Origin of the sequence: Pseudoalteromonas sp. APM04, assembly GCF_022809815.1 — a bacterium.
GTDB lineage: Bacteria > Pseudomonadota > Gammaproteobacteria > Enterobacterales > Alteromonadaceae > Pseudoalteromonas > Pseudoalteromonas marina.
This window is the reverse complement of record NZ_CP094441.1, coordinates 257,074-281,982: the sequence shown is the minus strand read 5'-3', so window position 1 is coordinate 281,982 and position 24,909 is coordinate 257,074. Positions and strand designations below refer to the sequence as shown.

At 43.2% G+C, this 24,909-nt stretch carries 25 protein-coding genes and 3 rRNA genes; 3 read left to right on the top strand and 25 right to left on the bottom strand.

What is annotated here, in order from left to right; translation table 11 throughout:
* Positions 1 to 17: 17 nt before the first annotated feature.
* The 5 genes from gspG to gspC form a co-directional block, all read right to left on the bottom strand.
* Complete coding sequence (gspG, locus tag MTP24_RS01350) at positions 18 to 440, bottom strand: type II secretion system major pseudopilin GspG (RefSeq protein ID WP_006794634.1); 423 nt, start codon at positions 438 to 440, stop codon at positions 18 to 20.
* A gap of 78 nt (positions 441 to 518) precedes the next feature.
* Complete coding sequence (gspF, locus tag MTP24_RS01345) at positions 519 to 1,754, bottom strand: type II secretion system inner membrane protein GspF (protein ID WP_006794633.1); 1,236 nt, start codon at positions 1,752 to 1,754, stop codon at positions 519 to 521.
* 2 nt (positions 1,755 to 1,756) lie between these two features.
* Positions 1,757 to 3,322, bottom strand: a complete 1,566-nt coding sequence (gene gspE, locus MTP24_RS01340; protein WP_243532418.1) for a type II secretion system ATPase GspE — start codon at positions 3,320 to 3,322, stop codon at positions 1,757 to 1,759.
* The gene (gspD, locus tag MTP24_RS01335; protein ID WP_203985815.1) at positions 3,315 to 5,378 is read right to left on the bottom strand and encodes a type II secretion system secretin GspD; all 2,064 of its coding nucleotides are present in this window, start codon (positions 5,376 to 5,378) and stop codon (positions 3,315 to 3,317) included. Before gspD ends, gspE begins: the two co-directional genes overlap by 8 nt.
* A gap of 23 nt (positions 5,379 to 5,401) precedes the next feature.
* A complete protein-coding gene (gene gspC, locus MTP24_RS01330; RefSeq protein WP_039038558.1) occupies positions 5,402 to 6,343 on the bottom strand; it encodes a type II secretion system protein GspC in 942 nt (313 codons plus the stop codon).
* A 214-nt stretch (positions 6,344 to 6,557) separates the two neighbouring features.
* On the opposite strand from gspC, the gene hslR reads away from it, so the two are divergent.
* From hslR to MTP24_RS01315, 3 genes are all read left to right on the top strand, one after another.
* Positions 6,558 to 6,980 carry a ribosome-associated heat shock protein Hsp15 gene (gene hslR / locus MTP24_RS01325; RefSeq protein WP_243532416.1) on the top strand — a complete coding sequence of 141 codons (423 nt, stop codon included), beginning with the start codon at positions 6,558 to 6,560 and terminating at the stop codon, positions 6,978 to 6,980.
* Positions 6,981 to 6,992: 12 nt separating this feature from the next.
* Positions 6,993 to 7,838 carry an Hsp33 family molecular chaperone HslO gene (hslO, locus tag MTP24_RS01320; protein WP_243532413.1) on the top strand — a complete coding sequence of 282 codons (846 nt, stop codon included), beginning with the start codon at positions 6,993 to 6,995 and terminating at the stop codon, positions 7,836 to 7,838.
* Between the two features lie 266 nt (positions 7,839 to 8,104).
* Positions 8,105 to 9,643 (top strand): phosphoenolpyruvate carboxykinase, encoded by a 1,539-nt coding sequence (locus tag MTP24_RS01315; protein WP_243532411.1) that lies wholly within the window; start codon positions 8,105 to 8,107, stop codon positions 9,641 to 9,643.
* Between the two features lie 684 nt (positions 9,644 to 10,327).
* Here MTP24_RS01315 and rrf read toward each other — a convergent pair.
* From rrf to rplN, 20 genes are all read right to left on the bottom strand, one after another.
* Positions 10,328 to 10,442 (bottom strand): 5S ribosomal RNA (gene rrf / locus MTP24_RS01310).
* 145 nt (positions 10,443 to 10,587) lie between these two features.
* Positions 10,588 to 13,474: ribosomal RNA gene (locus MTP24_RS01305) — 23S ribosomal RNA — on the bottom strand.
* A gap of 295 nt (positions 13,475 to 13,769) precedes the next feature.
* Positions 13,770 to 15,305: ribosomal RNA gene (locus MTP24_RS01300) — 16S ribosomal RNA — on the bottom strand.
* Together the 16S, 23S and 5S rRNA genes form the textbook arrangement of a ribosomal RNA operon.
* Before the next feature lie 892 nt (positions 15,306 to 16,197).
* Entirely contained in the window at positions 16,198 to 16,599 is a 402-nt protein-coding gene (gene rplQ, locus MTP24_RS01295) for a 50S ribosomal protein L17 (protein WP_006794892.1), read from the bottom strand.
* Positions 16,600 to 16,638: 39 nt separating this feature from the next.
* Entirely contained in the window at positions 16,639 to 17,625 is a 987-nt protein-coding gene (rpoA, locus tag MTP24_RS01290; protein WP_008127834.1) for a DNA-directed RNA polymerase subunit alpha, read from the bottom strand.
* Positions 17,626 to 17,649: 24 nt separating this feature from the next.
* Complete coding sequence (rpsD, locus tag MTP24_RS01285) at positions 17,650 to 18,270, bottom strand: 30S ribosomal protein S4 (protein WP_002959461.1); 621 nt, start codon at positions 18,268 to 18,270, stop codon at positions 17,650 to 17,652.
* Between the two features lie 21 nt (positions 18,271 to 18,291).
* On the bottom strand, positions 18,292 to 18,678 hold the full coding sequence (rpsK, locus tag MTP24_RS01280) for a 30S ribosomal protein S11 (protein ID WP_002959471.1): 387 nt from the start codon (positions 18,676 to 18,678) through the stop codon (positions 18,292 to 18,294).
* 12 nt (positions 18,679 to 18,690) lie between these two features.
* Positions 18,691 to 19,047 carry a 30S ribosomal protein S13 gene (gene rpsM, locus MTP24_RS01275; protein WP_006794252.1) on the bottom strand — a complete coding sequence of 119 codons (357 nt, stop codon included), beginning with the start codon at positions 19,045 to 19,047 and terminating at the stop codon, positions 18,691 to 18,693.
* Between the two features lie 125 nt (positions 19,048 to 19,172).
* On the bottom strand, positions 19,173 to 19,286 hold the full coding sequence (rpmJ, locus tag MTP24_RS01270) for a 50S ribosomal protein L36 (RefSeq protein ID WP_002959476.1): 114 nt from the start codon (positions 19,284 to 19,286) through the stop codon (positions 19,173 to 19,175).
* Between the two features lie 22 nt (positions 19,287 to 19,308).
* A complete protein-coding gene (gene secY, locus MTP24_RS01265) occupies positions 19,309 to 20,637 on the bottom strand; it encodes a preprotein translocase subunit SecY (RefSeq protein WP_006794251.1) in 1,329 nt (442 codons plus the stop codon).
* A gap of 10 nt (positions 20,638 to 20,647) precedes the next feature.
* On the bottom strand, positions 20,648 to 21,082 hold the full coding sequence (gene rplO / locus MTP24_RS01260) for a 50S ribosomal protein L15 (RefSeq protein WP_006794250.1): 435 nt from the start codon (positions 21,080 to 21,082) through the stop codon (positions 20,648 to 20,650).
* A gap of 4 nt (positions 21,083 to 21,086) precedes the next feature.
* Positions 21,087 to 21,269, bottom strand: a complete 183-nt coding sequence (rpmD, locus tag MTP24_RS01255) for a 50S ribosomal protein L30 (protein WP_002959482.1) — start codon at positions 21,267 to 21,269, stop codon at positions 21,087 to 21,089.
* Positions 21,270 to 21,271: 2 nt separating this feature from the next.
* Positions 21,272 to 21,778, bottom strand: a complete 507-nt coding sequence (gene rpsE, locus MTP24_RS01250; RefSeq protein ID WP_006794249.1) for a 30S ribosomal protein S5 — start codon at positions 21,776 to 21,778, stop codon at positions 21,272 to 21,274.
* Between the two features lie 9 nt (positions 21,779 to 21,787).
* On the bottom strand, positions 21,788 to 22,138 hold the full coding sequence (gene rplR / locus MTP24_RS01245) for a 50S ribosomal protein L18 (protein ID WP_006794248.1): 351 nt from the start codon (positions 22,136 to 22,138) through the stop codon (positions 21,788 to 21,790).
* 9 nt (positions 22,139 to 22,147) lie between these two features.
* The gene (gene rplF / locus MTP24_RS01240) at positions 22,148 to 22,681 is read right to left on the bottom strand and encodes a 50S ribosomal protein L6 (protein ID WP_006794247.1); all 534 of its coding nucleotides are present in this window, start codon (positions 22,679 to 22,681) and stop codon (positions 22,148 to 22,150) included.
* Between the two features lie 13 nt (positions 22,682 to 22,694).
* On the bottom strand, positions 22,695 to 23,087 hold the full coding sequence (gene rpsH, locus MTP24_RS01235) for a 30S ribosomal protein S8 (protein ID WP_006794246.1): 393 nt from the start codon (positions 23,085 to 23,087) through the stop codon (positions 22,695 to 22,697).
* 21 nt (positions 23,088 to 23,108) lie between these two features.
* On the bottom strand, positions 23,109 to 23,414 hold the full coding sequence (gene rpsN, locus MTP24_RS01230; protein ID WP_006794245.1) for a 30S ribosomal protein S14: 306 nt from the start codon (positions 23,412 to 23,414) through the stop codon (positions 23,109 to 23,111).
* Positions 23,415 to 23,424: 10 nt separating this feature from the next.
* Entirely contained in the window at positions 23,425 to 23,964 is a 540-nt protein-coding gene (gene rplE / locus MTP24_RS01225) for a 50S ribosomal protein L5 (protein WP_006794244.1), read from the bottom strand.
* A 16-nt stretch (positions 23,965 to 23,980) separates the two neighbouring features.
* Positions 23,981 to 24,295 (bottom strand): 50S ribosomal protein L24, encoded by a 315-nt coding sequence (gene rplX / locus MTP24_RS01220; RefSeq protein WP_006794243.1) that lies wholly within the window; start codon positions 24,293 to 24,295, stop codon positions 23,981 to 23,983.
* Between the two features lie 10 nt (positions 24,296 to 24,305).
* On the bottom strand, positions 24,306 to 24,674 hold the full coding sequence (gene rplN / locus MTP24_RS01215; RefSeq protein WP_002959498.1) for a 50S ribosomal protein L14: 369 nt from the start codon (positions 24,672 to 24,674) through the stop codon (positions 24,306 to 24,308).
* Positions 24,675 to 24,909: the final 235 nt, after the last annotated feature.

Below are 24,909 nucleotides of genomic sequence, written 5' to 3'. Positions count from 1 at the left end.
CTCAGTAGACTGACTCATTACTGCTTTTCTTCATCCCAGTTACCAATGTCGTCGTCAGTACCGACTTCACCGTCTGGTCCCATAGAGAAAATATCAAATTTACCAATTTCACCTGGGCTTATTAATAAGTATGTATTACCCCATGGATCTTCTGGTAATTCGCTGATAAAGCCGCCATCAGGAAAACGTTTTGGAACAGGCTCAATAGACGTTTTAGTTACTAACGCTTCAAGACCTTGCTCTGTGCTTGGGTAACTTTTATTTTTAAGCTTGTATAAGCTCATCGCATCTTCAAGCTGCTGAATATCTAAATGCGCTTTATCAATAGCGGCCTCTTCTTGTTGACCCATAATATTTGGCGCAACAATAGACATAATCATCCCGATGATAACCAGTACCACCATTACTTCTAGTAAAGAAAAACCTGATTGTTTGTTCACGTAATTACCTCATTATTCTAAAAACACTAAGCAAAAATGGTTTAGGTAAAACCATTAATATATAAAAACTATTTAAATTTAGAGCCCAACTGCTTTGTTCATTGCCATAATAGGCTGCAAAATGGCCATAACAATAAATAAAACGATAACAGCCATAGATGCAATCATTGCAGGCTCTAATAACTTAAGCGATACGTTAACCATGCTTTCAAATTCACGGTCTTGGTTATTCGCTGCACGCTCTAGCATTTGCTCTAGCTCACCTGATTTTTCACCACTGGCGATCATATGTAGCATCATCGGCGGGAATAATTTAGTTTGCTGTAAGGCCGCTCTAAGGCTTGCACCTTCGCTTACTCTGTCAGCTGCGTCGGCTACCGACTTCTTGATTTTTTCGTTTACGAGTACATCGCCAGAAATTCGCATTCCTTCAAGTAGTGGTACAGAGCTTGAAGATAAAATACTTAACGTACGAGCAAAGCGAGCGGTATTAATACCACGAGCCACCTTACCAATACCCGGCATATGCAGCACACGGTCGTCCCACCAAAAGCGCACTTGTGGTTTTTTTAATGCGTACTTAATGCCAATCGCAATGCCGGTGATGGCTAGTAGGCTAATAAACCAGTAATTTTGTACAAAATGACTCCCAGCCATTACCCACTCGGTGGTCCAAGGTAATACTTGTTTAGTTTTTTCAAAGGTTTTTAGTATTTTAGGAACAACAGTACCTAATAAAACCGACACTATACCAATGGCAAAAATAACTAGAATAGTTGGGTAAACCATAGCCTGTGTTATTTGACTACGCATATGCTGACGCTGCTCGGTGTAATCGGCTAAGCGATTAAGTACTTGGTCAAGATGCCCTGACTTTTCACCCGCAGCCACCATTGAACGATATAAGTCGTCAAACACATGGGGAAACTCACTCATACCATCAGCAAGGGTATAGCCTTCAACAACTTTTGAACGAACCGACATTAACATACGTTTTAAACGTGGTTTTTCACACTGCTCAGCCACCGCCATAACCGCGCCCTCAACTGGTAATGCTGACTGAATTAACGTTGCTAACTGGCGTGTGATGAGCGCAAGTTCAGATGTAGAAATACTTGGTTTAAAAAGGCTACCAAATAAAGGCGCTTTCTCACCCTTTACCTGTTTATCACTCTGAGCCGCAGGCACAACCTCTAAAGGGGTTAAGCTTTTATCGCGCAGAAGCTGACGAACTTGCTTGGCGGTATCGGCCTCTAAAATACCTTTTTTTTCTTTGCCGCGGCCATCTAATGCCCGATATTCAAACGCAGCCATTATTAGCCTTCCTCACGGGTAACACGCAGCACTTCTTCAAGCGTGGTTTTTCCTGCAAGCACACGGCTGCAACCATCTTGGCGAATACTTGGGCTATGAGTGCGGATGTATTTTTCTACACTTTGCTCACCTTTACCGTTGTGGATCATTTCTCGTATTGTTTCATCTACAACAAGTAACTCGTGTATACCAGTACGACCTTTGTAACCATTAAAGTTACATTCTTCACAGCCTATTGCACGGTAAATCGTTGGCTTGCTCTCAAATGGTACACCTAAAAGCTGACATTCACGTTCGTCTGCCACATGCCCTTCTTTACAGCTGTTGCACAACGTACGCACTAAGCGCTGAGATAAAACACCTAATAGCGATGAAGAAAGCAAAAACGGTTCAACGCCCATGTCTTCCATTCGAGTAATAGCACCAGACGCCGTATTTGTATGCAGTGTAGACATAACTAAGTGACCAGTAAGTGATGCTTGAACCCCTATTTGGGCAGTTTCAAGATCACGTATTTCACCCACCATTACAACATCGGGATCTTGACGTAAAATAGCACGCAACCCTCTTGCAAACGTCATATCTACTTTTGTATTTACTTGCGTTTGACCAATACCTGGGATCTCATATTCAATAGGATCTTCTACAGTCAGAATATTACGATCGCGAGAATTTATTTGGCTCATACCTGCATACAAGGTGGTACTTTTACCAGAACCCGTTGGTCCTGTTACCAAAATAATCCCGTGCGGCTTACTAATTAAGTCAGCAAACAACTCACGGTTTTTTGGAGTCATACCTAAATCTTCTAGGTTTAGGCGAGCATTGTTCTTATCAAGTAAACGTAATACTACTCGCTCACCAAAGCTCGACGGCATGGTTGATACACGCACATCTACTGCACGTCCTGCAATACGCAAGCTAATACGACCATCTTGCGGAATACGCTTTTCAGCTATATCGAGTTTTGCCATTACCTTAATACGCGATACAAGCAATGAGGCAAGTTTACGATTTGGCTTTAGTACTTCTTTTAAAACTCCATCAACCCTGAAACGAATCACAAGTTCTTGCTCGAACGTTTCAATATGAATATCTGACGCCCCCTCTTTAATGGCCTCGCTAAGCATGGCATTAATGAGTTTTATAATGGGCGCATCGTCATCACCAGCTAATAAATCTTCAGTTTGCGGGAGCTCATCAGCTAAAGAAAACAGATCAACTTCGTTGCCAATATCTTCCATCATTTGCTGCGTTTCAGAGCTATCACGTTGGTAAGATGACTCAAGTAACAATTCAAACTTGTCATCATCAAGCTGCTCTAATTTAAAGCCATGACCTGCGATTCTGCGCACTTCAAGTAATACATATAAATCAAGCTCACCACGAAAGTACACGGTAGTTTGGCCTTGATATTCACTGAGCAAAACACCCGCACGTCGCGCGTACGAAAATGGTAAACGTTTTGCTGGTAACTCAACGAGTACGTCATCAGCTAAGGGCTCATCTGCACTATGCGTATTAGGATGAACCACGTCTTGGTTTATCTCTTGTATCGCATTAGTCATCTTTACGCTCTTGTGCATTTTGTTTACGTAAATGCTCTTCATAAGTTGGCGGAAGCACTAGCTCATCATTCCACTCTGGTAATACAGGGGTATCGGTCATTGGCATTAAATCAATACCATCTTCTTGCTGCTTAGTTTGCTCACCACGAATAAAGTTATACTTGTTAAAACTTAACTTATTCATGCTCACCCCATCACGGATGATCGTTGGGCGGATAAATACAATTAAGTTACGCTTACGGCGAGTCGTGTTTGTTGACCTAAATAGGTGCCCTAAAACAGGAATATCACCTAATAATGGGACTTTAGACACACTTTCTTGGACGTCTTCGTCTATTAAGCCACCTAAAACAACCATACCGCCATCATCGGCGATAACCGTTGTCTTAATAGCGCGTTTGTTCACTGAAATATCAACCGCAGTTGCACCACTTACACTCGATACCTCTTGCTCAATGGTGAGCTGTACCGCTGAGCCATCGTTAATTTGTGGCGTTACAATAAGTTTAATACCCACTTCTTGACGCTCAACCGTTTGAAATGGGTTGCTATTGTTAGTGCCTGTTTGAGATCCGGTAATAATAGGTACTTCTTGACCCACTAAAATAGAGGCTTCTTCGTTATCCATGGTGGTAATTGAAGGCGTTGCCAAAATATTTGAGTTAGTGTCGGTTGCTACAGCCTGAATAATTGCGCCCCAGTCGTTTTTTATAACGCCCAGTGCTAAGCCATTAATACCACTAAGTAATGATGCAAGCGGCCCGTAGTCACCTTCTGTCGTTTCTGTGTAAGGTGTAACCGTGCCAGACTCTGTACCAATAATTGTTTTAGTTACTGTTTGATCTGCAGCTTGTTCTGCTGCAACAGCTAACGACCCAACAGGTACTGTTGTACCGTTATTAAACTGCAGCATGCCACCTTGCTCTGAAATCCACTGCAAGCCTAAATTAACGCCATCACCTTCCATTACTTCAATAATAATTGCTTCAACTAATACTTGTGCACGACGAATATCTAATCGTTCAATAACTGACTCTAATGAACGCATAGTATCGGGCTGTGCTGTGATGATTAGTGAATTAGACTCTGGGTGTGCCTCAATGCTGGTTTCGTTGTTACTACGCGAACGCGTTTTAGTTGCGCTACCTTGAGCTTCCTCGGTTAACGACTTACTTACACCCTGAAGAACCTTAACTAAGTCTTCCGATTTGGCGTAGTTTAAATAAAACACCTTAGTGTTGCCTTGGCTTTCAAGCTCACCATCAAGGCGCTTAATCAATTCAATTGCACGTGTGCGGGCTTGCCCTTCACCACTTACAATTACGCTATTGGTACGGCCGTCGGCTACGACTTTAGGAATCAAAAATTCTGGTACGCTTCCTTTGCCACTATCTTTATAAATATTTTCTACTACAGAAACAACATCATCAGCCGTTGCGTATTTAAGCTTTACAATATCAACACGCTTATCACCGGCTTGGTCAACTGAACGAATAATTTCCACTAAGCGGTTTACTGATGCAGCATGGCCAGTCAACATCATTACGTTTGCAGCATTAAAGTTAGCAACATGGCCACCATCTTTCTGATCGCTAAATTGACGAACTAATGGTCCTAGTTCTTGCACGCTTACATTTTTTACGCGCACCACGCGGGTGATCATCATATCGCCCGATGCAGAACTGTTTTCAGTAATTAGTGGCACATTCGACTTTTTAGCGTCAGAACTTTTTTCTACTTTAATAATGCCATTATCCATTTCAACAGCTGAGTAGCCGTAAACTTCTAATACATTTAAAAAGAATTGATAGTAAAGATCTTCATCCATTAACTCATAGCTACGTACATTCACTTTACCACGCACGTTGGGATCTATAATCACCGTTTTATTAAGGTTTTTACCAACAATATTAATAAACTCGTTGATATCAGTACCCTTAAAGTTTGCTGCATATTCAACTGCAGAAACAGACAAAGATATACTTGCCGCCAAAAAAAGTGCTGCGTACTTAGCTAACCCTTTTTTAATTTTTGTGAGGTGTAGCACCTGAACCATTATGTTAAAACTCCAAAGCTAAGTTATTGCAGGCTAAATTGCACATCTATTTGCTCACCATCACGCTCAATGGTGATAGTAGCATCGGTGCTATTGCGCAGCTCGTTTATGGCTGACATAGCCTGTTTTAAATCCGTTAGTTGATAGCCGTTAATAGAAACAGCTAAATCGTTATTTTTTAATCCCATTTGCTTAAATAGTGCGGGTTCTTTTCCCGGACTTAAGCGGTAACCAATTAGCTCACCTTCACTCATTGCTTGAGATACACGTATGTAATCAAAAAGTTTACCGGGTTCTTCTAATAATTCTTCGCGTGTTTCTATAATGGCTTCTTTTACTTCTGGGTCTGCAGTCGCATTTATTTGTTCTTCACTGCCATCTAATCGTTGCGGTCCCATTTCTTGCTCATCTTTTGCAGCGAGCACCGGCATAGAGACTGTTTTGGTGAAATCGAGTCCATCAAGCATAAGCGTTTCAAAACGGGCATTTACACTTAAAATGACACGGTCAGGAAGTATTTGCGCTACTTTTGCACGGGTCCCAGATACAACTTCATCGACAAGGTAGCTAACCTGCTTGCCCTGCGACTCAATAATTGCAACGCCTGCTTTATCATCATTACTTACAGCTACTATGCCTGTTAAGTTAATACTTAAACGTGTTTCAGGGGCGTCATTAATAATTTGTGATTGTTTTGCAGTATTAGCGCTGTTTGTTACCGTTTTTTTACCAAACAAAAACTGCTCAACAATACGTTGTGCCGAATTATTACTTGTTCCCGATGACTGTGTGGCAAACTGAGTAGGACTAAGTAAAGATACCTGAGGTTGAGGCCATAAAAGCCAAACCAATTTTGATAATAAAAATGCAAGGTAAACAACAACTAATAGCGTGACTAACGCACTTAATTTAGCATGCGGTAATCGAGTTAAAATGTGTTTTAGCTGTTGGATTTGCTGTTCCATAAATAGTGTTCTTTTTTTAATTTACTGCGTAAGCGCGACCCCATAGTACCCTTTCATTTTTCATTCAACAAGCACACTAATATTAAACTTTGTAAACAGAATGAATAACTTCTATTTACTTGAACAAAAAACAAACGCCCACTGTAATACCTTCATCCTAGATAGATTTCGTGGTAAATTTTAGATAATAAATTACTGCAGGTACAAACACGTTATGAGTAAAAAAAGTAATAGTAATAAAGACTCTGACCTCATAGATAACCTAAAAGTTCGATTAGATAAATGGTTATGGGCAGCACGCTTTTATAAAACACGTGCGATAGCAAGGGAAATGGTACAAGGCGGTAAAGTGCATTATAATGGACAGCGAACAAAGGCGAGTAAAATAGTCGAGGTTGGTGCGATAGTGAAACTCGCTCAAGGTGTAGATGAAAAAATCGTAACCATAACTAGGGTGCTTGAAAAACGACAAAGCGCCCCCATTGCTCAGACCTTGTACCAAGAATCTGATGCTAGTATCGCTAAACGCGAAGAAAACAGCATCGCACGTAAAAATAATAGCTTTTTTGCTCCTCATCCGGATAAAAAACCCGATAAAAAGCAAAGACGCGAACTTTTAAAAATGAAATCAAGTTAGGTATAGCCGCTCATGCAACAAGATTTACTTCACCGTTATTTATTCAACGAACTAGATGTTCGTGGCGAACTCGTTCAAATTGAGAGTGCCTACAATGAAATGATTGCCAACCATAATTACCCAGCACCTGTAAAAGCATTACTAGGTGAGCTATTGGTCGCTACTTGCTTACTTACAGCTACATTAAAATTTGAAGGTGAAATAGCCGTGCAACTGCAAGGTGACGGACCCGTTAAATATGCAGTAATAAATGGTGATGATAAGCAAAATATGCGTGGTATTGCTCGTCTACAAAATGAAGTGACAGGCAGTACTGTCAAAGAACTAATCGGTAATGGCTATATGGTTATTACTATTACGCCAGATAAAGGTGAGCGCTACCAAGGTATAGTCCCTCTAGAGCATGACACTCTAAGTGAGTGTATTGAAAGTTACTTTGAGCAATCAGAGCAGTTAAAAACTCGTTTATGGTTTGCAACCAATACAACCGAAGGCAGTGCAAAGGCATGTGGTTTATTTTTACAGGTACTGCCTGTTGATAAACAAAAGTCAATTGAAGACTTCACCCACCTAGAAGCTCTCAGCAATACGATAAAAGATGAAGAGTTGTTAAATCTTGATGCAAATACAATCTTAACTCGTTTGTATCATGAAGATAATCCACGTGTTTTTGAACCACAAAGCATACGTTTCAAATGTGGCTGTAGTCGCGACAAAACAATCACCGCATTAGTTAATGTAGGACAACAAGAGCTACTCGATGATGTAGCAGAAAACGGCAGTGTTAATATCAACTGTCATTACTGCTTAAAAGAATATACGTTTAATGAGCAAGACATTAAGAGTATTTTCAACTAAAAACTCCATCTCAGCTCATCTTCCTATATAAAGCCGCAAAATATGCGGTTTTATATTATAAAAAGATGATACCGGTGTCATAAAAAGTGACATTTAATGACACCGGTATCATTGAAATTATTCATGTTTTTTTGCAAATATATATGTTTTTAAGGGCTTTACAGGCTCGAATATCTGAAAACCTTCTGTTACTATCATTACAGCTGAAGGGCACTATTTACCCAGAGCTATCCCGTTCAAACTCTCATACATAGTTAGGTATAAACATGATTACAAGCGCTACACGTTTTGTCGATTTAACCGCAGCTGAACTTGTCGAGCATGCGATCCGCCGCGGCGAAGGAACTTTAGCCGCAAATGGTGCTTTCGTAGCCATTACAGGAAAACGAACAGGCCGTTCACCTCGAGATCGTTTTATTGTACAAGAAGCTACAACACAAAATGAAATTCAATGGGGCAATGTAAACCGTCCTTTCGATGCTGACAAATTTGATGCTTTATGGGCACGCGTAGAAGCACATGTGCAAAGTAATGACCACTTCACCTCTCACCTAGAAGTTGGCGCTGACCCAGAGCATTATTTACCTGTAGTTGTCACAACAGAAACTGCATGGCATCACATTTTTGCCAAAAACATGTTTATTGAACCTAAAAACTATAACGCTTCAAACTTACCACAATGGCAAGTGATGAACGTACCATCGTTTGTATGTGAACCAGAACGTGATGGCACTAACAGCGATGGCACCGTAATTATTAACTTTGCACAACGTAAAGTATTACTGGCGGGAATGCGCTACGCCGGTGAAATGAAGAAATCGATGTTCTCAGTTCAAAACTTCTTATTACCAGCTAAGGGTGTATTACCAATGCACTGTTCGGCTAACGTTGGTGAAGCTGGCGACACAGCATTATTCTTCGGTTTATCTGGCACTGGTAAAACAACGTTATCAGCTGACCCAACTCGCTTCCTAATCGGCGATGACGAACATGGCTGGGCACCTGGTAGTGTATTTAACATCGAAGGCGGCTGTTACGCAAAATGTATCGACCTTTCACAAAAGAATGAGCCTGTTATTTGGGATGCAATCCGCTTTGGCACTATCTTAGAAAATGTTGTGCTTGATGATAAAGGTGTGCCAGATTTTAACGATACAAGTCTGACCCAAAATAGCAGAGCTGCTTACCCATTAGAACATGTTGAAAAGCGTAAAGTAGAAAACCGCGCAGGTGAGCCTAAAGCTGTTGTATTCTTAACATGTGATGTGAGTGGCGTATTACCTCCTGTATCTGTACTGAGTGAAGAAGCCGCTGCGTACCACTTCCTAAGCGGGTATACTGCTAAAGTAGGTTCAACCGAAATTGGTTCAACAAGCGATATAGAATCTACATTCTCAACCTGTTTTGGCGCACCATTCTTCCCACGTCCTGCAGGGGTTTATGCTGAGCTTCTAATGAAACGTGTACGTGAGTTTGGCGCTAAAGTTTACCTAGTGAATACTGGCTGGACTGGCGGTCCTTACGGTATCGGCAAGCGTTTTGATATACCAACTACACGTGCTGTAATTGACGCTATAGTGTCAGGTAAATTAGCCGGTGTTGAAACTCAACATATTGATGCATTGAACTTAAACGTACCAGTTGCAGTACCTGGTGTTGATAGCAACCTTCTTAACCCTATTAACACGTGGGAAGATAAGGCTAAATATAATGAATATGCAGCTAAATTGGCTGCTGACTTTACAGAAAACTTTGCTAAATACGACGTATCTGACGATATTAAAAATGCAGGCCCTAAAGCTTAAAAATAACCTTTAGCCTCATAATTAAAACGCCAACCTTGAGTTGGCGTTTTTGATTCTAATTTTTACCCCAGCAACTAAGTTTCTTTAATAAATAACCGAATACATAAGATAGAACACTCCAACACCACAAGCCAAACTGTTAAAGGTCTACAGTCATATAAACTCTTACTCTTTCGAGTCGTGCTTTCTTGTATTTAGAGTAGGAGAGCGGCTTTATAGCAATGGCGCTGTACCCTGCGCTAAAGAGCCAAAGAGCTAATTCTGCGTCATCATCTGGTAATTTACTAGATAACTAAAACACTCTTCACAAAGAGGCGCTTCGTTTGGGAGACGCTTCGCTTTAGAAAAGGAAATGTTGAATGTCACTTTTCTGCAGACGTAAAAAAACCGACTATCGCTAGTCGGGCTTTCTACAATTTGAAGTCGGTGCGCTACGCAGTAGAATGTCATGGTGCCCACAGCGGTAAAAAGTCACATAGCAAATGGGATGCTACGTTGTGCCGGTCTGCCTTGTACGAATCTCGCTTTGACATTGTTTTGCGTAATGTACGGGAATAAAATACCGTGGAGCACAGGATATGTATGAGCCGCCGCTACTGGGTTCGGCATGGGGTCTTGGCTCTTACTAAACCCCAGACAGCAAAAAACCCGTCACATTACTGTAACGGGTTTCTCTTATTTGAAGCCTGGTAATGTCCTACTTTCACATAGCAAATGCTACACTATCATCGGCGCTGTTTCGTTTCACTACTGAGTTCGGCATGGAATCAGGTGGGTCCAAAACGCTATTGTCACCAAGCAAATTTGGGCGTTAATCCGTATTTCTACGCACTAACTGAATTTGGAAAATATCTGATAATATTTTTTAAGTCTTTCTGTCAGTAATATCTACTTTAGTTATTAACTTCTGTCTTAACTGTCACACAAAACGCGTTTGGCGTTGTATGGTTAAGCCTCACGGGTAATTAGTACAAGTTAGCTTAATGGCTCACACCACTTCCACATCTTGCCTATCAACGTTGTAGTCTTCAACGGCCCTTCAGAGACTTTAAAAGTCTAGTGAGAACTCATCTCGAGGCCTGCTTCGCGCTTAGATGCTTTCAGCGCTTATCAGTTCCGAACGTAGCTACCGGGCAATGCCATTGGCATGACAACCCGAACACCAGCGGTTCGTTCACTCCGGTCCTCTCGTACTAGGAGCAACCCCTCTCAATTCTCAAACGCCCACGGCAGATAGGGACCGAACTGTCTCACGACGTTCTAAACCCAGCTCGCGTACCACTTTAAATGGCGAACAGCCATACCCTTGGGACCGACTTCAGCCCCAGGATGTGATGAGCCGACATCGAGGTGCCAAACACCGCCGTCGATATGAACTCTTGGGCGGTATCAGCCTGTTATCCCCGGAGTACCTTTTATCCGTTGAGCGATGGCCCTTCCATTCAGAACCACCGGATCACTATGACCTACTTTCGTACCTGCTCGACGTGTCTGTCTCGCAGTTAAGCTGGCTTCTACCATTACACTAACCGTACGATGTCCGACCGTACTTAGCCAACCTTCGTGCTCCTCCGTTACTCTTTGGGAGGAGACCGCCCCAGTCAAACTACCCACCAGGCACTGTCCGTAACCCCGATTCAGGGGCCAACGTTAGAACATCAAAACTACAAGGGTGGTATTTCAAGGACGACTCCAACAAGACTAGCGTCTCATCTTCAAAGTCTCCCACCTATCCTACACATGTAGGTTCAATGTTCAGTGCCAAGCTGTAGTAAAGGTTCACGGGGTCTTTCCGTCTAGCCGCGGGTACACAGCATCTTCACTGCGATTTCAATTTCACTGAGTCTCGGGTGGAGACAGCGTGGCCATGGTTACACCATTCGTGCAGGTCGGAACTTACCCGACAAGGAATTTCGCTACCTTAGGACCGTTATAGTTACGGCCGCCGTTTACCGGGGCTTCGATCAAGAGCTTCTCCGAAGATAACCCCATCAATTAACCTTCCGGCACCGGGCAGGTGTCACACCGTATACGTCATCTTGCGATTTTGCACAGTGCTGTGTTTTTAATAAACAGTCCCAGCCACCTGGTCACTGCGGCTCCCGTCCGCTTAGAGAGCAAGTCTCATCACAGATAGGAGCGTACCTTCTCCCGAAGTTACGGTACGATTTTGCCTAGTTCCTTCACCCGAGTTCTCTCAAGCGCCTTAGTATTCTCTACCTGACCACCTGTGTCGGTTTGGGGTACGATTCGGTATAATCTGAAGCTTAGAGGCTTTTCCTGGAAGTATGGCATCAGCAACTTCATCACCGTAGTGACTCGTCTCGTGTCTCAGGTTTAATGTTCGTCCGGATTTACCTAAACAAACGCCCTACTCACTTTCACATGGACAACCATCGCCATGCTTGCTTAGCCTTCTCCGTCCCCCCATCGCAATTATACCAAGTACGGAAATATTAATCCGTTTCCCATCGACTACGCCTTTCGGCCTCGCCTTAGGGGTCGACTTACCCTACCCTGATTAACATGGGATAGGAACCCTTGGTCTTCCGGCGTGCGGGTTTTTCACCCGCATTATCGTTACTCATGTCAGCATTCGCACTTCTGATACGTCCAGCATACCTCCCGGTACACCTTCAACCGCTTACAGAACGCTCCCCTACCACTCATACAAAGTATGAATCCGCAGCTTCGGTGCATAGTTTAGCCCCGTTACATCTTCCGCGCAGACCGACTCGACCAGTGAGCTATTACGCTTTCTTTAAAGGATGGCTGCTTCTAAGCCAACCTCCTGGCTGTCTGGGCCTTTCCACATCGTTTCCCACTTAACTATGACTTTGGGACCTTAGCTGGCGGTCTGGGTTGTTTCCCTCTTCACGACGGACGTTAGCACCCGCCGTGTGTCTCCCGGATATTACTTTACGGTATTCGGAGTTTGCAAAGGGTTGGTAAGTCGGGATGACCCCCTAGCCTTAACAGTGCTCTACCCCCGTAAGTATTCGTCCGAGGCTCTACCTAAATAGATTTCGGGGAGAACCAGCTATCTCCCGGTTTGATTAGCCTTTCACTCCTAGCCACAGGTCATCCCCTAACTTTTCAACGTTAGTGGGTTCGGTCCTCCAGTTGATGTTACTCAACCTTCAACCTGCCCATGGCTAGATCACCGGGTTTCGGGTCTATACCTTGCAACTATTCGCCCAGTTAAGACTCGGTTTCCCTACGGCTACCCTAATCGGTTAACCTCGCTACAAAATATAAGTCGCTGACCCATTATACAAAAGGTACGCAGTCACAGAACAAGTCTGCTCCTACTGCTTGTACGTACACGGTTTCAGGTTCTATTTCACTCCCCTCACAGGGGTTCTTTTCGCCTTTCCCTCACGGTACTGGTTCACTATCGGTCAGTTGGGAGTATTTAGCCTTAGATGATGGTCCACCTATATTCAGTCAAAGTTTCACGTGCTCCGACCTACTCGATTTCACTTAAAATGTCTTTTCATGTACGGGACTATCACCCTGTATCGTGGCACTTTCCAGAGCCTTCCATTAACACATAATAAGCTTAAGGGCTGTTCCGATTTCGCTCGCCGCTACTTTCGGAATCTCGGTTGATTTCTTTTCCTACGGGTACTTAGATGTTTCAGTTCTCCGCGTTCGCCTCGTTAACCTATGTATTCAGTTAACGATACCTGCAAGCAGGTGGGTTTCCCCATTCGGAAATCCTAGTCTCAAGTGCTTTTTACTAGCTTGACTAGGCTTATCGCAAGTTAATACGTCCTTCATCGCCTCCAACTGCCAAGGCATCCACCGTGTACGCTTAGTCACTTAACCATACAACCCAAACGGGTCTTTGTTTTGTGACAGTTTAACTTCGCCAGAAGTTAATATTGAATACTAAAGTAGATACCAATCAATCAACTCAAAGAGTGATTAAATGGCACTGAATGATACTGCTATCATTCTTTTTTACTTTTGAAAACTCTGTACAAATAACAATGTTATTCATACGAATTTTATTATCAGCTTTTCCAAATTTTTAAAGAGCATATTAATTAACTAAGCCAGTGGCTTAACTAATTAACAATCATCTGTGTGGACACTACGAACAAATAAGTTCTAAATCGTATAAGGAGGTGATCCAGCCCCAGGTTCCCCTAGGGCTACCTTGTTACGACTTCACCCCAGTCATGAATCACTCCGTGGTAAACGTCCTCCCGAGGGTTAGACTATCTACTTCTGGAGCAACCCACTCCCATGGTGTGACGGGCGGTGTGTACAAGGCCCGGGAACGTATTCACCGCGTCATTCTGATACGCGATTACTAGCGATTCCGACTTCATGGAGTCGAGTTGCAGACTCCAATCCGGACTACGACGCACTTTAAGTGATTCGCTTACCTTCGCAGGTTCGCAGCACTCTGTATGCGCCATTGTAGCACGTGTGTAGCCCTACACGTAAGGGCCATGATGACTTGACGTCGTCCCCACCTTCCTCCGGTTTATCACCGGCAGTCTCCTTAGAGTTCTCAGCATTACCTGCTAGCAACTAAGGATAGGGGTTGCGCTCGTTGCGGGACTTAACCCAACATCTCACAACACGAGCTGACGACAGCCATGCAGCACCTGTATCAGAGTTCCCGAAGGCACCAATCTATCTCTAGAAAGTTCTCTGTATGTCAAGTGTAGGTAAGGTTCTTCGCGTTGCATCGAATTAAACCACATGCTCCACCGCTTGTGCGGGCCCCCGTCAATTCATTTGAGTTTTAACCTTGCGGCCGTACTCCCCAGGCGGTCTACTTAATGCGTTAGCTTTGAAAAACAGAACCGAGGTTCCGAGCTTCTAGTAGACATCGTTTACGGCGTGGACTACCGGGGTATCTAATCCCGTTTGCTCCCCACGCTTTCGTACATGAGCGTCAGTGTTGACCCAGGTGGCTGCCTTCGCCATCGGTATTCCTTCAGATCTCTACGCATTTCACCGCTACACCTGAAATTCTACCACCCTCTATCACACTCTAGTTTGCCAGTTCGAAATGCAGTTCCCAGGTTGAGCCCGGGGCTTTCACATCTCGCTTAACAAACCGCCTGCGTACGCTTTACGCCCAGTAATTCCGATTAACGCTCGCACCCTCCGTATTACCGCGGCTGCTGGCACGGAGTTAGCCGGTGCTTCTTCTGTCAGTAACGTCACAGATATGAGGTATTAACTCACACCCTTTCCTCCTGACTGAAAGTGCTTTACAACCCGAAGGCCTTCTTCACACACGCGGCATGGCTGCATCAGGCTTTCGCCCATTGTGCAATATTCCCCACTGCTGCCTCCCGTAGGAGTCTGGACCGTGTCTCAGTTCCAGTGTGGCTGATCATCCTCTCAAACCAGCTAGGGATCGTTGCCTTGGTGAGCCATTACCTCACCAACTAGCTAATCCCACTTGGGCCAATCTAAAGGCGAGAGCCGAAGCCCCCTTTGGTCCGTAGACATTATGCGGTATTAGCAGTCGTTTCCAACTGTTGTCCCCCACCTCAAGGCATGTTCCCAAGCATTACTCACCCGTCCGCCGCTCGTCAGCAAAGTAGCAAGCTACTTTCTGTTACCGCTCGACTTGCATGTGTTAGGCCTGCCGCCAGCGTTCAATCTGAGCCATGATCAAACTCTTCAATTAAAAAGTTTTGTGTCTTTCGACAGCTCAATGAATTCTGAATTTATTTAATATCTTTCGATATTGAATTGACTGTGCTGCAATTCTTTTCTTAAGTAAAACCTAAGTAAGTTATTGCTGTTGGTCACTCAGTTTCAATTGAGACTCTAATTTGTTTGCCTCACTACCTAAGTAGCTTGGCTGTTAGAACTCAATCTGTACGAGTGCCCACACAGATGATTGCTTTATATTGTTAAAGAACGTTTGAGTTGCCTTAGCGACTCAAGGGAAGCGAATCTTACGCTTTCCTGTGTTTTTGTCAACACTTAATTTTAAATTTTATAAAAATCTAAACTCAAGTTTTACTCGACTCACTAAGTGGTTTGCTTGCCTCGCTAAGCGTTGCCTGCTCTGCCGTCTCAGTGGGGTCGCATTATAGGGAGATCCGAAAACAGATCAACCCTTTTTTAAAGAAAACTTGAAAAAACATGCTGTTCGATGAGTATTTGAGCTAAACGCTCAAAAACACAACTAATAGTAAGCTTTATTTATGTAATAGCGCCATTTTACTAAGTGTATGATGATAAATATCTTTCTAGTGCTTATTTGAAAGGTAATTATGGTAACAACCTTTTTAGCTTATGATTTTTCTTAGGTGTAACGTTACCGTTTTTATAGTAATGCTACTCACTTAGCCAAATCATTAATGCAATAGAGCTGTGTTTTGGCTGACTTGAGATTAGTGGTAAATAGGTAATAGGTAATAGGTAATAGGTAATAGGTAATAGGTAATAGGTAATAGGTAATAGGTAATAGGTAATAGGTAATAGGTAAATATAATAATGCAGAAGTTTAATTTGTAAATTTCAGGCATTAAAAAGCCGAGCATAAGCTCGGCTTTAGGTTTCTTTAAGACTTACTCTGCAGACTGTGCGTCTTCTTGAACTTCTTCGCTAGTCGCTGGGCGACCAACTAGTTCAATATAAGCCATTGGTGCATTATCACCAGTACGGAAGCCACACTTAAGAATACGAGTGTAACCACCTGGACGATCCGCGTTACGTGGACCGATTTCACTGAATAATTTACCAACAACTTCATTGTCGCGTGTGCGAGCAAACGCTAAACGGCGGTTTGCTACACTGTCAGTCTTAGCCAGTGTGATTAAAGGTTCAATTACACGACGTAACTCTTTCGCTTTTGGCAAAGTAGTTTTGATGATTTCATGTTTCACCAAAGAACCTGCCATATTGCTGAACATCGCTTTACGATGGCTACTGTTACGGTTTAATTGACGACCACTCTTACGATGGCGCATGACCCTATCCTTCTAACTAAACTAATATAGTGATTTAGATTATTCAGCTAAACTTGCAGGTGGCCAGTTTTCTAGGCGCATACCTAGAGAAAGACCACGTGAAGCTAGCACGTCTTTAATTTCAGTTAGAGACTTCTTACCTAGATTAGGCGTTTTAAGAAGCTCAACCTCAGTGCGCTGAACTAAATCACCGATATATTGAATTTGCTCGGCTTTCAAACAATTTGCTGAGCGTACTGTTAGTTCAAGATCATCGACTGGACGAAGCAGAATAGGATCGAATTCTGGTTTCTCTTCTTTCTCTTCTGGCTCAGTTACATCGCGTAAATCTACGAATGCATCTAATTGCTCAGCTAAGATAGTAGACGCACGGCGGATCGCTTCTTCAGGATCTAATGTACCGTTTGTTTCCATATCAATGATTAATTTGTCTAAATCTGTACGTTGCTCAACTCGAGCTGATTCAACCGAGTACGCAATACGTTCAACTGGGCTGAATGATGCATCAAGCAACAATCTACCAATTGGACGCTCATCGTCATCAGAGGATAAACGACTAGATGCCGGCACATAACCACGACCGCGCTCAACACGAATACGCATGCTGATCTCGCTGTTACCTGTAGTTAAATTACAGATAACGTGATCTGGATTAGCAATTGTTACATCGCCATCGTGCTGAATATCAGCCGCAGTAACAGGGCCTACACCAGATTTAGTCAGGGTCAGAAAAACTTCATCTTTGCCTTCTAACGTTACTGCTAAACCTTTAAGGTTTAATAGTATTTCAATGATGTCTTCTTGAACGCCTTCTTTCGCGCTGTACTCATGTAATACACCGTCGATTTCTACTTCAGTTACTGCACATCCAGGCATAGATGAAAGTAATATACGGCGTAAAGCATTACCCAGAGTGTGACCAAAGCCACGCTCTAATGGTTCTAAAACTATTTTAGAACGCGTTGGGTTGATAGCGTCGATGTCGACTAACCTTGGTTTTAGAAATTCTGTAACAGAACCCTGCATTTTATCCTCTCTTAACTCTTAACTTTACTTAGAGTAAAGTTCGACGATTAGTTGTTCATTAATGTCCGCAGACAGGTCTGAACGCTCAGGTAGACGCTTAAAGCTGCCTTCCAATTTCTTACCGTCAACTTCAACCCAAGTCGGCTTTTCACGTTGCTCAGCCAACTCTAGAGCAGCGATGATACGTGCTTGTGTCTTAGACTTCTCACGGATTACTACAGTATCTTCTGGAGTAATTACGTATGAAGGAATGTTCACAACACGACCATTAACTAGAATCGCTTTATGGCTTACTAACTGACGTGCTTCAGCGCGTGTGCTAGCAAAACCCATGCGATATACAACATTGTCTAAACGTTGCTCTAAAAGCTGTAACAAGTTTTCACCTGTATTACCTTTAAGGCGAGCAGCTTCTTTATAGTAGTTACGGAATTGCTTTTCTAATACACCGTAGATACGACGTACTTTTTGCTTTTCACGTAATTGTAAACCGTAATCAGATAGACGACCTTTACGAGCGCCGTGCTGACCAGGTGCAGTCTCAAGTTTACACTTAGAGTCGATAGCTCTTACGCCGCTCTTAAGGAACAGGTCAGTACCTTCACGACGACTCAGCTTGAGCTTAGGGCCCAAATATCTTGCCATGTTATTTCTCCTAACCTATTGTTAAACGCGACGTTTCTTCGGTGGACGACAACCATTATGTGGTATTGGCGTCACGTCAGTAATGTTTGTAATACGGTAACCAGCAGCATTCAAAGCACGTACAGCAGATTCACGACCTGGACCTGGACCTTTGATGAAAACTTCTAGATTTTTTAAACCGTATTCTTGAGCAGCAGTACCTGCACGCTCTGCAGCAACCTGAGCAGCAAATGGTGTAGATTTACGTGAACCACGGAAACCTGAACCACCGGCAGTAGCCCATGATAGTGCATTACCTTGACGGTCGGTAATCGTTACAATAGTGTTGTTGAAAGAAGCATGAACATGAGCCATACCATCAGCAACTTGTTTTTTAACCTTTTTACGACGAATTGGTGTCTTAGCCATAATACTATCCCCTTATCGCTTAATAGGCTTACGAGGACCCTTACGGGTACGCGCGTTAGTCTTAGTTCTTTGACCACGTAGTGGTAAAGAGCGACGGTGACGTAGGCCACGGTAACAACCAAGGTCCATAAGGCGCTTGATATTTAATGTAACTTCACGACGAAGGTCACCTTCAACAGTGTACTTGCCAACTGCATCACGCAGTACGTCAAGTGTTTCGTCAGAAAGTTCACCGATTTTTGTGGTCTCGGCGATACCAGTCGCTGCTAAGATAGCCTTAGAGCGAGTCTTACCTATGCCATAAATAGCTGTTAAACCAATAACTGCATGTTTATGATCAGGGACGTTAATGCCAGCAATACGGGCCACTAACACATCTCCTATATTCGAATTTGGTAATCAAAAGTTTGAAAAGCCCGTAAGGATACTCAAACGAAGACCAAATCACTACTAAAAACACAGGCCGAGAAATCTCAGCCTGCACGACTGTTTACTTAGCCTTGCCTTTGCTTATGCTTAGGCTCACTGCAAATTACGCGTACTACACCAGCACGTTTAATAACTTTACAGTTACGGCATATTTTCTTAACGGAAGCACGTACTTTCATTGCTCAACTCCGTAAACTGACCTTATCGACCGTAGCCTTTAAGGTTCGCTTTTTTCAGCACAGAATCATACTGATGAGACATCAGGTGAGTCTGTACTTGTGCCATAAAGTCCATGATTACAACAACGATAATCAAAATTGATGTACCGCCGAAATAGAATGGCGTTTGCCATGCCATAGTCATGAATTCGGGCACCAGACAGATAAAGGTTATATACAAAGCACCTGCCAATGTCAGGCGTGTCATCACTTTATCAATGTATTTAGATGTCTGCTCACCTGGACGAATACCTGGGATAAATGCGCCAGATTTCTTAAGGTTATCTGCAGTTTCACGAGGGTTAAACACCAACGCTGTATAGAAAAAGCAGAAGAAGATAATTGCCGCAGCTAATACAAGTGAGTACAAAGGTTGACCCGGAGTCAACGTTGTAGCAACAGCTTGTAATGCATCAGCGACAGGACCTTCACCTTGGCCGAACCAGCTAGCAATTGTACCAGGGAACAGAATTATACTACTAGCAAAGATTGGTGGAATAACACCCGCCATGTTTACTTTTAGTGGTAAATGCGTGCTTTGAGCAGCAAATACTTGACGACCTTGTTGGCGTTTAGCGTAGTTAACAACAATACGACGTTGTCCACGTTCGAAAAACACTACAAGATAAGTAACAGCGAATACTATAACCGCAACCATAAGTAGTACAAAAACATTCAAATCACCTTGGCGCGCCATTTCGACTGTCGAACCAATAGCAGACGGCAAGTTAGCTACAATACCAACAAATATTAGAACTGAAATACCGTTACCGATACCACGTTCTGTTATTTGTTCACCCAACCACATAAGGAACATAGTACCAGTTACTAAGCTCACCACAGCGGTGAAATAGAAACCCATACCCGGATTAACAACTAACCCGTTCATCATGCCCGGTAAGCTAGTAGCAATACCGATAGATTGGATAGTAGCTAGCACAAGCGTGCCGTAGCGTGTGTACTGGCTAATTTTTTTACGCCCTTGCTCACCTTCTTTCTTAAGCTCTATAAACGGAGGATACATATGCGTTAATAGTTGCGTAATAATCGAAGCCGAGATATACGGCATAATACCCAGCGCTAACACTGAAGCTCGCTCAAGTGCACCACCACTGAACATGTTGAACATTTCAACAATGGTGCCCTTTTGTTGCTCGAAGAAATCGGCAAGTACAGCGGCGTCAATCCCAGGGATCGGCACAAATGAACCTAGACGGTAAATTATGATAGCGCCCAATACGAAGAGTAATCGACGCTTCAATTCCGAAAGCCCACCTTGTGCACTTTGTGTATCTTGACCTGGTTTAGCCATTTGTACTTCCTTAGTCTTCTACCTTGCCTCCGGCAGCTTCAATAGCTTCGCGTGCACCCTTAGAGGCTTTAAGACCTTTAAGTGTAACAGCGCGTGAAACTTCACCAGATTTAACAACTTTAACGAAAAGAACGTTCTTTTTAACTAGACCAGCTGCTTGTAACGCGCTTAGGTCTACCACATCGCCTTCAACTTTAGCGATTTCAAAAAGGTTAACTTCTGCAGATACTAACGATTTGCGTGAAGTGAAACCAAATTTAGGTAGACGACGTTGCATAGGCATTTGACCGCCTTCAAAACCAACGCGTACTTTACCGCCAGAACGTGACTTTTGACCTTTGTGACCACGGCCACCAGTCTTACCAAGACCAGAACCGATACCACGACCAACACGTTTAGGGGCAGTTTTTGAACCTGCAGCAGGTGAAAGTGTATTCAAATGCATGAAATTAACCCTCTACCTTAACCATGTAAGAAACCTTGTTTATCATACCACGTACACATGCTGTGTCTTCTAACTCAACAGTGTGATTGATACGACGTAAACCAAGACCGCGTAATGTAGCTTTATGCTTCGGTAAACGACCGATAGAGCTTTTTACTTGTGTTACTTTTACAGTTTGATTAGCCATGGTTACCCCAGTATTTCTTCTACGCGAAGGCCACGTTTTGCAGCGATAGACTGTGGAGAATTCATATTCTCAAGAGCCGAAATCGTTGCACGTACTACGTTGATTGGGTTAGTAGAACCGTAACATTTAGATAGTACGTTCTGAACACCAGTCACTTCTAGTACTGCACGCATAGCACCACCTGCGATGATACCAGTACCTTCAGAGGCTGGTTTCATGAACACTAGTGAGCCAGCATGACGTCCCTTAACAGGATGCTGTAATGTATTGCCATTTAGGTCTACATTGATCATGTTGCGACGTGCTTTTTCCATTGCTTTTTGAATAGCAGCTGGAACTTCACGTGCTTTACCATAACCAAAACCTACTTTACCTGCGCCGTCACCAACTACAGTTAGTGCAGTAAAGCTAAAGATACGACCACCTTTAACTACTTTAGACACACGGTTTACCGCGATTAGCTTTTCAGCTAGATCAGGCTGTTGTTGCTTTGCTTCTACGTTAGCCATTGTCTACTCCTAGAATTGCAAACCGGCTTCACGCGCAGCATCAGCTAGCGCCTTCACACGGCCGTGATATTTAAAGCCACTGCGATCAAAAGCAATCTTTTCGATGCCTTTGTCAGCCGCACGTTCAGCAACCGCTTTGCCAACTGCTTGCGCAGCTTCAACGTTACCGGTGCCTTTAACTGTTTCGCTAATAGCCTTCTCAACAGTAGAAGCAGCAGCCAGTACATTACCCTCAGCATTAATTACTTGAGCGTAAATGTGACGTGGCGTGCGGTGGATAACAAGACGCGTTGTGCCTTGTTCAATATAATTTCTACGAGTGCGTTTAGCACGACGTAGACGAGCTGTTTTTTTATCCATCGTCTTACCTTACTTCTTCTTAGCCTCTTTACGGCGTACATTCTCATCTGAATAGCGAACACCTTTACCTTTATAAGGCTCAGGTTTACGGTATGCACGAATGTTAGCAGCTGTTTGACCAACTAACTGCTTATCTACGCCCTTAACTAGAACTTCTGTTTGGCTTGGAGTTTCAATCGTAATTCCTTCAGGAACTGCGAAATTAACTGGGTGTGAGAAACCAAGTGTTAAGTCTAAAACTTTACCCTTAGCTGCAGCACGGTAACCAACGCCTACTAACTGAAGTTTCTTCTCGTAACCTTCATGCGTACCAACAACCATGTTGTTGATTAGAGCGCGAGCAGTACCTGCTTGTGCCCATGCATTTGCTACGCCTTCACGAGGTAAAGTTGTAATAACGTTGTCGTTAACTTGTACTTCAACTGCGTCGTTGATAGTACGAGTAAGTTCACCGTTTTTGCCTTTAACTGTGATTTCCTGGCCTTTCAATGTAACTTCTACACCGGCAGGAACATTAATTGGTGCCTTTGCTATGCGAGACATAGTTCCCCTCCGATTAAGCTACAAAGCCAATGATTTCACCACCAACACCAGCACTACGTGCTGCGCGGTCTGTCATTAGGCCTTTAGAAGTTGATACGATAGCGATACCAAGACCACCCATTACCTTCGGTAATTCGTCACGTTTCTTGTAGATACGTAAACCAGGGCGACTTACACGCTGGATATTTTCAATTACAGCTTTGCCTTCGAAGTACTTCAACTCGATAGAAAGCTCAGGTTTAACTTCACCGTTAACTGCGTAGTCTACGATGTAACCTTCGTCTTTTAGTACTTTAGCTAATGCTACTTTCAGCTTTGAAGTTGGCATCGTTACAGATACTTTCTTCGCTGATTGACCGTTACGGATACGTGTGAACAAATCCGCGATAGGATCTTGCAAGCTCATAGTCTTACTCCCATGATTCTATTACCAGCTAGCCTTTTTAAGGCCAGGAATTTCACCGCGCATAGCTGCTTCGCGAACTTTAATACGGCTCATGCCGAATTTGCGAAGGAAACCATGTGGGCGGCCCGTAATGTTACAACGATTACGTTGACGTGCAGGGCTAGAATCACGAGGTAAAGCTTGTAGCTTAAGTACCGCGTCCCAACGATCATCTTCAGATGTATTAACATCACTGATGATAGCTTTTAGTGCAGCACGCTTTTCAGCATACTGAGCAACTAGTTTTGTGCGCTTTGCTTCGCGCGCTTTCATAGAATTCTTTGCCATAACCCTACCCTTATTTCTTAAATGGGAAGTTAAACGCTTCTAACAACGCACGGCCTTCCTCATCAGATTTCGCAGAAGTAGTGATAGTGATATCCATACCGCGTACACGGTCTACTTTATCGTAATCGATTTCTGGGAAGATGATTTGTTCACGTACGCCCATGCTGTAGTTACCACGTCCATCAAAAGACTTAGCACTTACGCCACGGAAGTCACGAATACGTGGGATAGCGATTGATACCAAACGCTCAAAAAAGTCCCACATACGCTCGCCGCGTAGGGTTACTTTACAACCAATTGGGTAGCCTTCACGCACTTTAAAGCCAGCAACAGATTTACGTGCTTTAGTGATTAAAGGTTTCTGACCAGAGATTGCAGTTAAATCAGCTACAGCGTGATCTAAAATTTTCTTGTCAGCTAGGGCTTCGCCCACGCCCATATTTAATGTGATCTTTTCGATCTGAGGGACTTGCATGACAGAGCTGAAACCAAACTTCTCTTGAAGCTCAGCAACTACTTTGTCTTTATATACTTCATGCAGTTTCGCCATCATTCTACTCCAACTATTAGATAGTTTTACCAGTAGATTTAAAGATACGTAATTTCTTACCATCTTCAATCTTGAAACCTACACGATCTGCTTTACTCGTTTCCGAGTTGAAGATCGCAACGTTTGATGCGTCCATAGACGCTTCTTTCTCAACAATGCCGCCAGCTTGGTTCAATTGTGGAACCGGCTTTTGGTGTTTCTTGATCAAGTTTATGCCTTCGACAAAGATTCGACCAGATTCAGTAACAACTGAAAGCACTTTACCGCGCTTACCTTTGTCTTTACCTGCTAGTACGATTACTTCGTCACCACGACGGATTTTTGCTGCCATGATTGGCTCCTTACAGTACTTCTGGGGCTAGTGAAACGATTTTCATGAACTTGTCATTACGAAGTTCGCGAGTCACAGGGCCGAAAATACGTGTACCAATTGGCTGCAAGTTATCATTTAAGATAACAGCCGCGTTGCTGTCGAAACGGATCAGAGAACCATCTGGACGGCGAACACCTTTTCTGGTACGCACAACTACCGCGTTTTTAACATCACCTTTCTTCACTTTACCGCGAGGAATAGCTTCTTTTACAGAAACTTTAATGATGTCGCCAATCGCTGCGTAGCGACGGTGTGAACCACCAAGGACTTTTATACACTGCACTTTGCGAGCGCCGCTGTTATCAGCAACTTCCAGCTGAGTTTGCATTTGGATCATGTTAATGACCTCCGGTGTAGTAATTACAACGTGTCTTAAAATTGTTTAAAATCAAGACATTTCGATTAAATCCCACTCAAAAACAAACGAGTTGTCTCTTAAGGGCGGGCAATTGTACCAGCATTGAGCATGTAGCGATAGGTTATTTTTTAATTAATTTAAGGACTGAGGGGATTTTATTAACGTTGGTAAAGCTATGTGACTATTTTTTCAATGGTTATAAAATAAACAAGGC